Source organism: Vibrio sp. JCM 18905 (assembly GCF_055393305.1).
Genome location: NZ_AP043879.1, coordinates 415,607 through 430,194 on the forward strand (window position 1 = coordinate 415,607; position 14,588 = coordinate 430,194).

13 protein-coding genes are annotated in these 14,588 nt (G+C 43.5%); 3 read left to right on the forward strand and 10 right to left on the reverse strand.

Features of this window, described 5'->3' with window-relative positions; translation table 11 throughout:
- Positions 1 to 182: 182 nt before the first annotated feature.
- Positions 183 to 605, reverse strand: coding sequence for a hypothetical protein (locus tag ACZ5ZC_RS10155; RefSeq protein WP_464931891.1), 423 nt, complete (start codon positions 603 to 605; stop codon positions 183 to 185).
- Entirely contained in the window at positions 602 to 1,393 is a 792-nt protein-coding gene (locus tag ACZ5ZC_RS10160; RefSeq protein ID WP_074192041.1) for a hypothetical protein, read from the reverse strand. Before ACZ5ZC_RS10160 ends, ACZ5ZC_RS10155 begins: the two co-directional genes overlap by 4 nt.
- A gap of 237 nt (positions 1,394 to 1,630) precedes the next feature.
- On the opposite strand from ACZ5ZC_RS10160, the gene ACZ5ZC_RS10165 reads away from it, so the two are divergent.
- The 3 genes from ACZ5ZC_RS10165 (at position 1,631) to ACZ5ZC_RS10175 (ending at position 3,709) form a co-directional block, all read left to right on the forward strand.
- The gene (locus ACZ5ZC_RS10165) at positions 1,631 to 2,410 is read left to right on the forward strand and encodes a TSUP family transporter (RefSeq protein ID WP_005396424.1); all 780 of its coding nucleotides are present in this window, start codon (positions 1,631 to 1,633) and stop codon (positions 2,408 to 2,410) included.
- A 136-nt stretch (positions 2,411 to 2,546) separates the two neighbouring features.
- Positions 2,547 to 3,293 (forward strand): hypothetical protein, encoded by a 747-nt coding sequence (locus ACZ5ZC_RS10170; protein WP_054867263.1) that lies wholly within the window; start codon positions 2,547 to 2,549, stop codon positions 3,291 to 3,293.
- Positions 3,290 to 3,709 carry a hypothetical protein gene (locus ACZ5ZC_RS10175; protein WP_054867264.1) on the forward strand — a complete coding sequence of 140 codons (420 nt, stop codon included), beginning with the start codon at positions 3,290 to 3,292 and terminating at the stop codon, positions 3,707 to 3,709. Before ACZ5ZC_RS10170 ends, ACZ5ZC_RS10175 begins: the two co-directional genes overlap by 4 nt.
- Positions 3,710 to 3,771: 62 nt before the next feature.
- Here the strand turns inward: ACZ5ZC_RS10175 and ACZ5ZC_RS10180 are convergent, their stop codons facing one another.
- From ACZ5ZC_RS10180 to gltB, 8 genes are all read right to left on the reverse strand, one after another.
- Entirely contained in the window at positions 3,772 to 4,626 is an 855-nt protein-coding gene (locus ACZ5ZC_RS10180) for a LysR family transcriptional regulator (RefSeq protein ID WP_006742696.1), read from the reverse strand.
- Between the two features lie 129 nt (positions 4,627 to 4,755).
- A complete protein-coding gene (locus tag ACZ5ZC_RS10185) occupies positions 4,756 to 5,376 on the reverse strand; it encodes a TRIC cation channel family protein (RefSeq protein ID WP_054867265.1) in 621 nt (206 codons plus the stop codon).
- 69 nt (positions 5,377 to 5,445) lie between these two features.
- Positions 5,446 to 6,270: a vitamin B12 ABC transporter substrate-binding protein BtuF gene (gene btuF, locus ACZ5ZC_RS10190; RefSeq protein WP_054867296.1), complete on the reverse strand. Its 825-nt coding sequence runs from the start codon at positions 6,268 to 6,270 to the stop codon at positions 5,446 to 5,448.
- Entirely contained in the window at positions 6,270 to 7,223 is a 954-nt protein-coding gene (locus tag ACZ5ZC_RS10195) for a cobalamin biosynthesis family protein (protein ID WP_258693403.1), read from the reverse strand. Before ACZ5ZC_RS10195 ends, btuF begins: the two co-directional genes overlap by 1 nt.
- A gap of 11 nt (positions 7,224 to 7,234) precedes the next feature.
- Positions 7,235 to 7,930 carry a 5'-methylthioadenosine/S-adenosylhomocysteine nucleosidase gene (mtnN, locus tag ACZ5ZC_RS10200; protein ID WP_005396324.1) on the reverse strand — a complete coding sequence of 232 codons (696 nt, stop codon included), beginning with the start codon at positions 7,928 to 7,930 and terminating at the stop codon, positions 7,235 to 7,237.
- Between the two features lie 63 nt (positions 7,931 to 7,993).
- A complete protein-coding gene (locus ACZ5ZC_RS10205; RefSeq protein WP_031780533.1) occupies positions 7,994 to 8,422 on the reverse strand; it encodes a DUF1499 domain-containing protein in 429 nt (142 codons plus the stop codon).
- A 91-nt stretch (positions 8,423 to 8,513) separates the two neighbouring features.
- The gene (locus ACZ5ZC_RS10210; RefSeq protein WP_464931892.1) at positions 8,514 to 9,926 is read right to left on the reverse strand and encodes an FAD-dependent oxidoreductase; all 1,413 of its coding nucleotides are present in this window, start codon (positions 9,924 to 9,926) and stop codon (positions 8,514 to 8,516) included.
- A gap of 20 nt (positions 9,927 to 9,946) precedes the next feature.
- On the reverse strand, positions 9,947 to 14,410 hold the full coding sequence (gltB, locus tag ACZ5ZC_RS10215; RefSeq protein WP_464931893.1) for a glutamate synthase large subunit: 4,464 nt from the start codon (positions 14,408 to 14,410) through the stop codon (positions 9,947 to 9,949).
- Between the last annotated feature and the right edge of the window lie 178 nt (positions 14,411 to 14,588).

Consider the following 14,588-nt stretch of genomic DNA (forward strand, 5'->3'; position numbering starts at 1 on the left):
TAAGAAGGTACGTATCTAGATCAATGTGTTGAGTAAAAGAAAACCAGTCATTCCAAATGCTTAAGCTAATAGTCAGACCAATAGTCAATGCCAAGTATAAACATACACTTATTGAGATGTTCGCTATGCTAATTGAATTTTTTCTCAAATTTTAATTTCTTTTATGTAACATAAATTGAAGTTTATTTTTTGAAAATATAAACCTTATCTTGTAGCCAGGAGTCTTCTTTATCAATTGAAACAGAGTAACCCTGACTTGTTAAGTGTTTTTTAGTGAGAAACACAAATGCACTTGGTGCTATAATTGTTATAATTGAAAAAGAGATTATAACTTTAATGAACATGCCTTCTTTCTTATATGATAATTTTCTTTTTTTTAAAAACACAGTAATTAAAAGAATAAATATAGATATAAATACCCAGCTTCCAAATAACCCATAAAATGATCCCTGAGAAATTTCTATAATACGTTCTTCGTTATATATGTCTTTTATGTTATTTATGGTATCGTTGTAAAAAAAATAAATGCATAACAATCCTAGAGAAAGGAATAACAGTGATGTTAAAAATGTTGATGTTAGATCTAGGTTGTCTTCTTTTTTCATAAAAACATTCCATTTTTTATATATGTAGAACCAATTAAATTTTTTATTCTTGCTTCTTCTTGATTTATTTCATTTTTTATTGATTCATCTAGTTTTTTCTCTAATGTTAATTTGAATTTTTTTGTTATATTATGCTTTTTATCTATATGATTTAATATGCTCCCAATAACCAAGCTTATACCTATAGCTAAAAATAATGGGCCAGAAGTTAGAGCGAAAATAGTAGTAGCTCCAGAAATTCCTTTTACAGCAATTGCAGCAATTGCGGATGAAATTCCTAACTTTAGGATGTCACTAGTTATTGTGCCAAACAAACTCAGTAATGTTGATTTATTCTTTTCCGAAAAGAAGTGTTCCATTGCTCTAAAAGAGCTTACTAGTACGATTGTAATAATTGTTCCACTTTTAATAGACTGGATAGCACTTTTTGGACCTACAGCAAAGTTAGTAATTGTTGGAGTCGGTGCATGAGAACCCAAAGCACTTAACTTTATTCTCAGGGCCGGTGTCCCCGTAAAGACAAAATGTGGTTGGCCAGAATAGTAATTTATATGGACAGGGTTTGTTGCTCCGCTTAGATTATTCGCTAGTTTTGTTAAAAATATAAGATCATCGGCTGTTGTGTAATAGTTTGCAGTATTTTCTAGTTTATTTTTGATAACTTTCCATTTTTCAGTAACACCTTTCCTTTTGATGTTTTTGTTAATTAAGTCATCAAATACGCTTACTGATACTATATGTACTTCTTTGGTATTGCTACTTGAGTCTTGTTGTATTGCAGGGTACATCGTTTTCTCCTTGAAACCATAATTTTATTATGACCTTGCCTACACGGCTGACACAATGAAAATACTATTTCATTCGTATCCTTGAGGCATGTATCTTTTTTTTGTGAAACTAAAATGAAAATTTCACAAAGATGAAAATTAGGAATAGATTGGTGTCTTGACTTTCCATTGGTGGTTTTGTGAATAAGTGCTACCGTTTTTCCTCTTTGATGCCTCTTTAAATAAAAAGGATGTGTAGTGGAAATCACGGTTGAGATTTTGTTGGCTCTATTTTTTGTTGCGACTGCCGCAGGCTTTATTGATGCGATGGCTGGTGGGGGAGGGCTCATTACGCTCCCTGCGCTTTTGGCAGCGGGGTTGAGTCCGACTCAAGCTCTAGCAACCAACAAGTTACAAAGTTCGTTTGGCAGTTTCTCTGCTAGCTGGTATTTCGTGCGTAACGGTATTGTCAGCCTAAAGGAAATGCGTTTCGCGATACTCTGTACTTTTATCGGTGCAGCGATCGGTGCCGAGGCTGTGCAGTTTATTGATGCTAGCGTACTCACCAGTTTGATCCCTGTTCTTTTGATAGCCATTTCCCTCTATTTTTTACTCGCGCCAAGTACGCGAAAAATCGATGGAGAACCAAAGTTATCTGAAGCGATGTTTGCGCTATGCATTGGTGGGGGGATCGGTTTCTATGATGGCTTTTTTGGCCCTGGGACTGGATCTATTTTTACTGTTTGTTTTGTTGCACTGGGTCACTTTTCTTTGGTCGAAGCCACTGCTAGAACAAAAATCCTCAATTTCACGTCAAACATAGCGGCACTACTCTTTTTTATCTTAGCCGGGTTGCCAGTGTGGAAGCTTGGCTTAACCATGGCTGTTGGCGGTTTTCTTGGTGCTCAGTTAGGGGCGAAGGTCGTGGTAAGTAAAGGGCAAAAATGGATTCGTCCTCTAGTTATAGTGATGTCGATGCTCATGGCAACGAAACTTCTTTGGCAACAACATCAGCAATGGATTTTGTCAGTGTTATAACTCGTTATCTACGTTCAACTACGCTTATTCATGAATCATATGTAAAGAAATACTGATATATCTATGATTTCATTATAGCGTGATATCGTACTTAAAATGAAAAAGTAATAAACAATTTTCATTTAATAAAGTTATAATGCCATGCATTTCTATCAATGAATTTGATAAATTGGTTAGTAAATTTATCCCTAAGTATGAACAGCTTCGATGGAATAGTTTAAAGGGTAAGTTAGAATTTATTGCAAACTACTATGCAACTGTAGATGATTTGGCGTATTTAGGTAGAGTTGCTGTAGCCTTGTTAGGTAGCGCAGCTCCTATTGCAGTTGAGAAGTATGGTGGTTTTAATCATATTGTAATTAAAGGAACACCTAGTTTACAAAGAAAAGTTATGGCTTTGTCTGGTAAGATTTCGCCACCGATGGCCGTAAGTTTTGCTATAGGAAAAGAAAAGGTATTACAGACGGTTAAGCAAGGTGCAGTTATTACTGTTATTTTTGTCACATCTTATATAATAGCTGAGTATTTATTTAAAGAGTCAAATAAAATAGTATTGGCTAAATTATTCGGAGTTATAGCAAGTGACATTATTAAAGTGGGTTTGGCTGCTTTAGTTGCTAGTATAACATTAAAAACGATGGTTTCTGTAGGTGTTGTCGCTGCTGGTGGTTCAGAGGCTCTGTTTGTGGTTGTTTTTGTCGGTGTTGTTGCCAGCTTTACAACTAGTAAAATAAATGAAGAATTTAACCTTACAAAGAGATTCCAAAAGGAAATTATGCTATTTTGGTCTCAAAAGGAAGAGGTGGAAAAATGGGAGATGAAAGATAAAATAAACCAATACCGAGCGATGCAAAGCTTTAAAAATAGTGGTTTTTCATTATGAAAAATGAAGAAATAGATTATAGCACATTTATTATAGGTTCAATTCTATTTCCTATATGTACATATTTTATGATTTATCTTCCGGTATCTGATTTGTTGGATTTTTTTGGAGCAATTTCATCCGATCAGGAAAGTTTATCCTTAGGTGGTCAGAATATTCAGTTATTTTCATCCGGTTTTTTATTTGCTTTGCTTTCTTATGTTTCTATTTATACTGTTTCTACTAAGAGAAAGCCAAATAAAGAAAAACTTAAAAAGCTTTTTAAATTATATTTTGTTTTATTAGTTTCTAGCTTTTTGTTTTCTTATATGTTTAATGAGTGGCTGCTGTCTTATGCTGAAAGTCATGGATACCATTATTCTGAGGAACTTAGTTCTCGATGGTTTTTAAGTGAGTACTATGTTTTTGTAAAATGACTATGAAATACACTTTTACATTATACTCTACTTCAATTGTCTAGTTATTGTGATGTCGATGCTCATGGCAACGAAACTTCTTTGGCAACAACATCAGCAATGGATTTTGTCAGTGCTTTAACTCGTTTGCTGCGATATGTGCTGTGGCGCAAGCAGATATGTATTGGTCGAATTAACTGTCCTAGTTCTTCAAAGTCATAGCAGAATTTGGGTGTGATATTAAGTGTCTTCAGGATAGATTTAGGAATTAAAGCGGGAGCCATTCCGCCCAAAGCCAGTTGTGCTGCCGCAGTGTATGAATCCATTTCCATCAAAGGCTCAATTCCGTATTTTGACAAAATAGCTTGTTGGTAAGTGTTGGCAGGATTGGTTAAGTCATTGGTCAAAATGGCTTTGGGTAGTTGCGAAAGTGGGTATCTACTGACGATTGAAAAAGGTTCATCAGCGAGGTGAAGGCTCATTAATCCATGATGAGGCGGTAAATAACCAGCACAGAATCCCAGTGTCGCTTTACCTGATTTGACGTTCTCAATAATGCGTGGTGTATGATTGGTCGATATTCGTATGTACTGGTCATGGGCAAAGCGTTCTGCCATGATCACACTAAGGTATCCAGCTACTAAGGTTTCAGAGCAGTCTATCTTGATCAAAGAAGTATCTTCTATTTCTTGCTGATCATAGATCTGACCTCTTAACTCATTGAACGTTGGCTCGATCGTGTTGATGAGCGCAAGGCCATCGGAGGTCAGCTTTATGTGCCGACCACTTGGCTCAATCAATTTTTTTCCTAACTTCTTCTCTAGATTCGAAATGCGCTTACTCACCGCAGATTGACTAATATAGAGTTGGCTGCCCGTACGGCTCATGGTTTTTTCTTTACTGAGGACAAGTAACGTCTCAATACCTTCAAGCAACATAATAATTAATGAAAGTTAGGAATGGTTGAAATAATTTAGCGAATTGTACAAGAATTGGCGAATCAAATGAGTATAAATGAGAGGAGCCGACACTCAGTCGACTCCATGACCGAATCATGTAATTTGTGTTTAACGATTAATTGCGAAAGTTGGCAGGGATAGATGCCAACGAATAGCACCGAGACGTATAATGAGCGTTGAGATTACACCAGCGAGTAAAGCCGTTGAGTGGTCATAACCCATGTTTACCGCCATCGTATGGAAGATGCCGCCAATAATACATGCCGTAGCGTAGACTTCGCTTCTTAATACCATAGGAACTTCGCGAGCCAGCACATCACGTATAATACCACCACCACAACCAGTAATGACTCCCATGATCACGGCGACCATCCCAGACGCGTTGTAAGCGAGGGCTTTCTCTACACCTATTCCTACAAATACTGCAAGGCCGATCGCATCACAGACGGGTAATACCCACCATGACAGCCGTTTTGGTCTGCGTACAACGAGCATGGTTAGTAGACACGTAACAAATATCACCCATAAGTACGTAGTATCTGTTATCCAAAATACAGGAGTGGCACCTAGCGCCATGTCTCGGATTGTTCCGCCACCAATAGCAGTCACACTGCCGAGAACGATAACGCCGAATGGATCCATTTTTAAACGGCCCGCCAGTAACACGCCAGAGATAGCGAAAACAGCGGTACCGAACAAATCGATCATATAAAGCAGCATGGAGTCCATGTTACTTAGTACCTTTATATAGTGTGAGAAAAAATGGGCGGAAATTGTACGGTATTTGCCACGAAATCGTTAGCGTTTTTGACGAACGCTTTTAAAGTGCTCACACACTTCTGTGATCGCATTTAGTGTGCGTGGGGTTGGGCGGTTAATCCAATCTGAGTTTAGAGACCAGATGTGTTTATTTCCAAGCGCGGGAAGCTCATTGCTCCACTCTGCCCACATACCATCATTACTCATTGCGTGACGAGAAGTAAAAATAACCTCTGGTTGGCGAGTGATGACCTGCTCGATGCTGACCTGAGGATAAGGCGCGCTGGATGCTGCGAAAATGTTTTCACCACCGCAAAAAGTAAAGACTTCACTTGGCCAGTTCTTCCCGGCGACAGTGATGATAGGCTTTTCACTCAACTGATAAAAGTAACGAACTTTCTCATGCGTGTTGTACTTCTCTTTTAGTGTATTCAGTTGCGTTCTAAAATCTTCAGCGGCCTTTTGTCCTATTTGCGGGGTTTCGCTGTATTGGCTTAGCTGCTCGATATTATTGGCGATATCTTCCAGTGAGCCTGTAGTGGAATAATAGATAGGAATGCCGAACTGTTTAATTTTCTCCAGCTCTTTTGCCGGGTTTCCTGCCGGCCAAGCAATGACTAAATCCGGTTGAAGAGCAATAATGCGCTCTAATTTAATTCCTTGGTAATTAGAGACTCTTTCCAGCTGCTTTGCCTGCTCTGGATAATCACTCATTTCGCTGACAGCAACAAGCTTGTCTCCTAGCCCTGCCGCAAAGGCAATTTCAGTGGCATGCGGAGCTAAACTTACAATGCGTTGCGCTGGTGTTTGGGCGAAGGTCGCTGTCGAAACAAACAGCGTTAATGCGAAGCATAGTTTATTCATCATAATCCTTGATAAATCATTCCTAAAAGCAGACTTTGGATAGCTATCCAAACGAAGACTCGCCAAACGAGCAGCGTATGTATTTGTGAAAGGTGAATAGCCGATGGGGCGATTCGTCCACCGATTTTTGCGCGTTCCGCACGTATACCTTGATAGATAGCAGGGCCGCATAAAGAGAGTTGTAGTTTGTGTCCGATGGTACACAACACCCAGGCGGGCCCGGGTAGTGGCCAAGACTTCGCTTGTTGCTGTACACCAGAAAGCACATTGCTTACGTTCTTTCCTACAGCTAAAAGTATGGCAAAGAGACGAAGTGGAATAATATCCAGAGCGGCAACCAGCTGAACGGCAGGTTTACCAAAGGGCAAATATTGGCGTCGGCTAGGGGACCAAACTCGAGCTAACTCTGTGGCTAGTCGATACATTAACGCACCAATACCACCTGCTAGTGCGTACCAAAATAACACACCGATTACGTTGCGGCTGTATCCCATAATCACAGCTTCTGAGCTTGCTTTACCTATGCCGATGATCGAGAGGCTGTCAGTATCGCGATTAAGGTATGGTCTTAGTAATTGTCGGCACTGAGCTTTGTCTTCTCTCGACATACTTGTGACGAGTTGTTTCGTTAAGGCTTCGCTGTTGCGCCAGTCCAAAGCAATGATCAATAGCACTAGTTCGTATAAAGGCACTTGCCAAACGAATGGCTCCACGGCAATCAGCAAGATCAAGCAAGGCAATAGCATCAAGCCCAATGCAAGACTGCCGGAGGTCAGGCTCTGTGAGTAACTATGATTATTGTTTACTTTGTTGGCGAGGTTCTCAGCTAACTTTCGCCATAAAGTGATGGGATGCGATGAACGGGGGATTGGTAAAAGAAGGTGAAAGAGCAGTGCGCCCCACATAATAAGGAGCGCACCGTTGGCATAAAATGACTGAAAAACTTCTTCCATGAATGAGTCGTTTACTTAATGAGTTCCAACATTTTGAATACCATTTCGGAAGAGCTTTTTGCTGCTAGCGGTAGGAACTCATCAAAGCTCATTGGTGACTCTTTATCAGCGACATCTGAGATTGCACGTACAACAACAAACGGCGTGTTGAATTGGTGACAAGTTTGAGCGATAGCAGATGCTTCCATTTCTACCGCAATAACGGATGGGAAGTGCTTACGAATAAACTCTTGACGCTCAGCAGTACAAACAAACGCATCGCCAGTACAGATCAGGCCGCGAACTGCATGAGTGTTTTCCATTTGCGCTAGTGCCTTTTCTGCTAAATCCATTAGCTTTTCATCCGCTTTGAATGCAGCAGGCTGGCCAGCCATTTGGCCAATTTCATAACCAAAAGCGGTCACGTCTGCATCGTGATGACGAACTTCTGTTGAGATAACAACATCACCTAGATTTAGGCTTGAATCGAAGCCACCAGCAGAGCCTGTGTTAATCACAACATCTGGCTGGTATTCATCAAGAAGAATGGTAGTGCCTACTGCAGCTGCAACTTTACCGATACCTGATTGTAGTACGACTACTTCTACATCATTAATTTGACCAGAGAAAAACGTACAACCTGCTTTATTTACGGTTTTGCAGTTTGTGATTGCTTCTTTCAGGATGGTCACTTCTTGTTCCATCGCACCGATGATACCAACTTTCATAACACTCTCTTTCGGTAAATATTTTAGTTGGCCGAGAGTATAGCACTCCCCGTGAGCAGTTTTCTATTTGATGAGCTTAGCTTGAGTGAGCTTTTCTCGTAATTGTTCGGCGCGCTTTCTGTTTACGCCAAAGTCAGAATAGCCCACACGTGACTCTGAGCGAACAATCAGTTTGTCTCCTGCTACTTTTAATTCGAGGTCATCCACGAAGCGCATGATTTTAGATGTGCATTCTATCCGAAGGTAATCACCCTCTTTTACCGCGGTTTTGGCGCCAGGAAGTTGAAGCGCGGCTTGCTCAATGGCATCTAACGTTGCGGACTCAGTGAGCAAAAAAGGTGCTAATTGAAACTTGTCTCTTGAGTCCTGAGTTGAAACGCAATTTGGTTTGTCACCACAAGGTGATTGAGAACGATCTGGCATACTGGTGACTCCTTGGCTGCAGGCTGTAAGGCTGAGTAAAGCGATGGAAAGGAGAGCGGCTTTTTTCATTGTATTTACTCTTATAATTTTGCTTCTAATTATATGGATACAAAAGAAAAAGGATCCAATAATAGGATCCTTTTTGTGATGTTAGCTGTGATTAGACTTCTAGGTAATCAAGAATGCCTTCTGCCGCTTTTCGCCCTTCATCAATGGCGGTTACGACGAGGTCTGAGCCACGGACCGCATCACCGCCAGCGAAGATTTTCGCATTGCTGGTTTGGTACATGAACGCTTGCTTAACAGGTGCCTTGATACGTCCCCATTGGTCTAAATCGACACCATACGGTTCTAACCAGTCCATTTTGTGTGGCTGGAAACCAAATGCCATGATCACGGCATCCGCAGTCAATACATGTTCACTGCCTTCCACTGGTTCTGGTCTGCGACGACCTGCATCATCGGGCTCACCTAAAGCAGTTTTTACCACTTTAACGCCCGATACGTTACCTGAGGCGTCGACCTCCACACCGAGTGGTTGCAGGTTAAACATAAACTTCACGCCTTCCTCTTTAGCGTTTTTCACTTCTCGACGTGAACCTGGCATGTTGGCTTCGTCACGACGATAAGCACAAATCACATTGGAGGCTCCCTGGCGAATAGAGGTTCGTACACAGTCCATTGCGGTATCGCCACCACCAAGCACGACCACTTTCTTTCCTGCCATGTCGATAAAAGGTTGGTTGTTCTCAAGCTCCATGACTTTGTAGGTATTCGAAATTAAAAATGGCAGCGCGTCATACACACCCGGCGCATCCTCATTTTCTAGTCCTGCACGCATGTATTTATAGGTGCCAACGCCTAAGAAAATGGAATCGTACTCATCGATTAGATCTTGCATTTGTACATCTTTACCGACTTCCACGTTCATGCGGAACTCGACGCCCATTTCAGTGAACACACGGCGACGATTTTCCATTACCCCTTTTTCAAGCTTGAACGAAGGGATACCGAAAGTCAGCAGTCCGCCGATTTCTGGGTAGCGGTCAAACACGACTGGCTTAACGCCATTGCGCACTAGGATATCAGCGGCTGCCAAGCCTGCTGGGCCAGCTCCAATGATTGCGACCTTTTTATCGGTCCACTCCACCTTGGACATATCTGGCTTCCAGCCCATTTCAAAGGCTTTGTCGGTAATGTACTTTTCTATATTACCGATGGTGACGGCACCAAAGTCATCATTAAGCGTGCATGAACCTTCACATAGACGGTCTTGAGGACAAACGCGTCCACATACTTCAGGTAAACTATTGGTTTGATGCGATAGCTCAACCGCTTCAAGAATACGTCCCTCATTTGCCAGTTTTAGCCATTGAGGGATGTAGTTGTGTACTGGGCACTTCCATTCACAGTATGGGTTACCGCAATCTAAACAGCGGTCTGCTTGCGCAGTGGCTTGTTGCTTAGTAAACGGCTCGTAGATTTCAACGAACTCGATCTTACGAACTTTGATCGGCTTTTTAGCCGGATCGACACGTTGAACATCGATAAATTGATAAACGTTCTGGCTCATGATTCAAACATCCTCCATGATTACTGTGCTTGAACGCGCAGCTCTGCGGCACTGCGGCTCTGGTGACCAAGTAGCGTGCGAAGATCTGCCGCTTGTGGTTTCACCAAATAGAACTTTGGAATCCATTCATCAAAGTTCGCCAAAATATTTTCTGCGTGGCTCGACCCTGTTTCTTCAAGGTGTTCCGCAATCAGGCCGCGCAAATGCTCTTGGTGGATGTATAGATCGGACAATGAAATGGCTTCGACAGATTCAGTATTGACTCGACCTTCAAAGCTCTGGTTTTCATCCAGAACATAGGCAAAGCCTCCGGTCATACCTGCACCAAAGTTCACGCCTGTTGCACCTAGAATGGCAACAATACCGCCGGTCATGTACTCACAAGCGTTATCTCCCGCACCTTCAATGACGGCAATCGTACCTGAGTTACGTACCCCAAAACGCTCACCCGCTTTACCTGCCGCGAACAGTTTACCGCCCGTTGCGCCGTACAAACACGTGTTACCAATAATGGTGGCTTCATGACACTTGAACGCTGTACCTAAGTGAGGTTTAATGGCGATCTTGCCGCCTGCCATCCCTTTCCCTACGTAGTCATTCGCATCACCTGTGAGGTAAAGCTCTACGCCTCCCGCATTCCAAACGCCAAACGACTGGCCGGCAGTGCCGTCAAGATAGATTTTGATAGGGGAAGCCGCCAATCCTTGGTTGCCATAGCGCTTCGCTATTTCGCCAGATAAGCGAGCACCCACAGAACGATCAGTGTTGATGACATTGTAGAAGAAACTTGCTGATTGGCTGTTTTCTACCGCATGCATGGCATCATCAATGATCTTTTGATTGAGCTCAGCTTTATCAAACGGTTTGTTTGGCTCTGTCCAAAACAGCGGATGACCTTCAGGCGAGACGGGAGCTTCTAGAATGTTGGATAGATCCAATTTGGTTTGCTTCGCGGTAAAGCCTTCTACTGCTTCAAGTAAATCGGTACGACCAATCAAGTCCGTCAGTTTTTCAACTCCTAGCTCAGAAAGCAGCTCGCGCACTTCTTCTGCCAGTCCGGTGAAGTAGTTCATCACCATTTCAGGTAAGCCTTTGAAGTACTCTTTACGCAGCGTTTCGTCTTGAGTCGCAACCCCTGTTGCACAGTTATTGAGGTGACAAATTCGCAGGAACTTACAACCCATAGCAACCATTGGCGCGGTACCAAATCCGAAGCTTTCCGCACCAAGAATCGCGGCCTTAACCACGTCTAGACCAGTCTTTAGACCACCGTCTACCTGTAGGCGGATCTTATGACGCAGACCATTAGCAACCAGTGCTTGTTGCGTCTCTGCTAGACCTAATTCCCATGGACTACCTGCGTATTTTACCGAAGTTAATGGGCTTGCTGCAGTACCACCGTCGTAACCCGAGATGGTAATAAGATCAGCGTAAGCCTTTGCTACGCCCGTTGCGATGGTGCCGACACCTGGCTCGGAGACGAGTTTTACCGAAACCAGCGCATTCGGGTTGACTTGTTTAAGGTCGAAGATCAGCTGGGCCAAATCTTCAATAGAATAAATATCGTGGTGTGGAGGAGGAGAGATTAACGTCACCCCTTGCACGGAGTAACGTAGCTTGGCGATTTCTGCGGTGACTTTGTGTCCCGGTAGCTGACCACCTTCACCCGGTTTAGCTCCTTGCGCTACCTTGATTTGTAGTACATCCGCATTAGTAAGGTAATGAGGCGTGACACCAAATCGGCCTGAAGCAATTTGCTTGATGCGCGAGTTACGTTCAGTGCCGAAACGGCGAGGATCTTCACCACCTTCACCGGAGTTTGAATAGCCACCAAGACGGTTCATCGCAGTCGCGAGTGCTTCATGCGCTTCAGGGCTAAGTGCGCCAATGGACATGGCCGCAGAGTCGAAGCGTTTGAACAGTTCAGTGCGTGGCTCTATTTGCTCTAGTGGCAGCGGTGAGTCTGATTTTTTCAGCGACATTAAGTCACGCAGCATGGCAACAGGGCGTTGGTTTACCTGCTTAGCAAAGCTCTGATAGTCGTTACTTTCGCCAGATTTAACGGCCTGTTGCAGCGTGCCGACAACATCCGGGTTGTAAGCATGATACTCACCTCCATGGACATACTTTAACAAGCCGCCATGATCAATCGATTTACGTTTCGCCCATGCTTTGCGAGATAAGTTTGTAAGATCTTGCTGGAAGTCGTCAAAATTTGCGCCTTCAATACGAGTTGTGACGCCTTTAAAACACTGGTCGACCACATCTTGGTTCAAGCCAACTGCTTCAAACAGTTGTGAGCAGCGGTAAGAGGCGATGGTTGAGATCCCCATCTTTGACATGATTTTATACAGGCCCTTGTTGATGCCGTATTGGTAGTTCTGCATCACATCGCGATAGTCTTTCTCTAGTGCCTTATCATCAATCAGTTTACCTAACGCTTCATAAGCAAGGTATGGGTAAACTGCAGTCGCACCAAAGCCAAGCAAGACAGCAAATTGGTGTGGGTCACGTGCAGTTGCGGTTTCGACTACAATGTTGGCATCGCAACGTAAGTTCGCATCAATCAAACGAGTTTGAACGGCGCCGACTGCCATTGCCGCTGGAATTGGTAACTTGCCTTTGACCAAAGCGCGATCTGAAAGTACCACTAAAACCGTGCCTTCACGTACGACTTGCTCTGCTTGCTCACAGAGATCATTAATGGCTTGTTTAAGATCTTTCTCTTGTGGGTCGTAGTTGATATCTAGAATGGTATTACGGTAGTGATCGTCACCAAGCTCGAGCAGTTGCTGCATGTCTGAATAAAGCAGTACAGGCGAATCAAATGTTACGCGATGCGCGTGGCCATCGGTTTCACAGAAGACATTCATTTCCTTACCGATACTGGTCGCCAGTGACATCACGTGTTTTTCACGCAGTGGATCGATCGGTGGATTGGTGACCTGAGCGAACTTCTGGCGGAAGTAGTCAGTTACCAAGCGCTCTTTTGAGGAGAGCACTGCCATTGGAGTATCGTCACCCATAGAACCAACGGCTTCTTGGCCCATTTCTCCGAGTACATGCAGAACTTGGTCGACTTCTTCGTTCGTCATCGCGAATTGCTTTTGATAAGTCTTAAGTAAGTCTTCATCAAAGCTGCGCTCGCCTACTTGATCCTCAGGTAGCTGAGAAAATGGTGTGAGTTTGCGAACGTTGTTTTCCATCCATTCGCGATAAGGGTGACGAGATTTCAGATCATTATCGATCTCGCTAGACTGCCAAAGCTTACCTTTACGAGTGTCGATGACGAGCAATTCCCCCGGACCTACACGCCCTTTTTCGGCAACTTCATCTGGGGCGTAATTCCAAATCCCTACCTCAGATGCCAGAGTGATCAACTTGTCTTTGGTAATTACATAACGTGCAGGACGCAGACCATTTCGGTCTAGGTTACAAGCAGCATAACGACCATCGGACAGTACGATACCTGCAGGACCATCCCATGGTTCCATGTGCTTGGAGTTGAAGTCGTAAAACGCCCGCAGATCCGGATCCATATCTGGGTGGTTTTGCCATGCTGGTGGCACAAGCATGCGCATGGCACGGAAGATATCCATGCCGCCAGCTAAGAAGAGATCCAGCATATTATCTAAGCTAGAGGAGTCTGAACCTGTCTCGTTCACAAATGGTGCTGCAGTTTGAAGATCGGGCAGCAGTGGTGACGAGAACTTGTAAGCGCGCGCGCGCGCCCATTGGCGGTTACCTTCAATGGTGTTGATCTCACCGTTATGAGCAAGATAGCGGAACGGCTGAGCCAATGGCCAACGCGGTTGAGTATTGGTAGAAAAACGCTGGTGGAACAGACAGATAGCGGATTCCATGCGTAGATCAGCAAGATCAAGGTAGAAGCGAGGCAAGTCCGCAGGCATGCACAGGCCTTTGTACACCAAAACTTGAGTCGACAAGCTACAGATGTAGAAATCAGGATCTTCGGTGATTTGTTTCTCGATGCGACGGCGTGCGATGTAGAGACGACGTTCAATGTCACGCTCTCGCCAACCAGCCGGTGCAGAGATAAAGACTTGCTGAATATTTGGAAGCGAGTTAGCCGCAATTGGACCGAGCACTTCTGAATTGGTTGGAACTTCACGCCAACCGGCCACTGTTAGCGTCTCTTGCGCAAGTTCTCTGTTGACGATGTCTTTAGCGAGTTGAGCTTTGACCGGATCTTGGTTGAAGAAAATCATCCCTACGGCGTATTGCTTGCCAAGGTTGAAACCATTTTCTTCGGCAATAAGACGTAAATAGGAATCGGGCTTTTGTAATAGAAGACCACAACCATCACCGGTTTTACCATCGGCGGCAATACCACCACGGTGGGTCATTCGGTCAAGTGCAGAAATTGCTGTACGAACCAGCTTGTGGCTTTGTTCGCCTTCCATATGCGCGATCAAGCCAAATCCACAGTTGTCTTTCTCAAGACTTGGATCATAAAGAGCCATTGCAATTCTCCCTTTGCTTATCCGTCATCCCGACAGATATATCAACACTGCTTACGTTGATAGTGATGACTGAATATGCGTCATCTTTTATGGTTTTATGTATATTTATTCAATAAAAGCTGTAAAATATTTAACATTTTTTGAGTGTTTTATTTTCATCAACTTCACAAGCTATAGC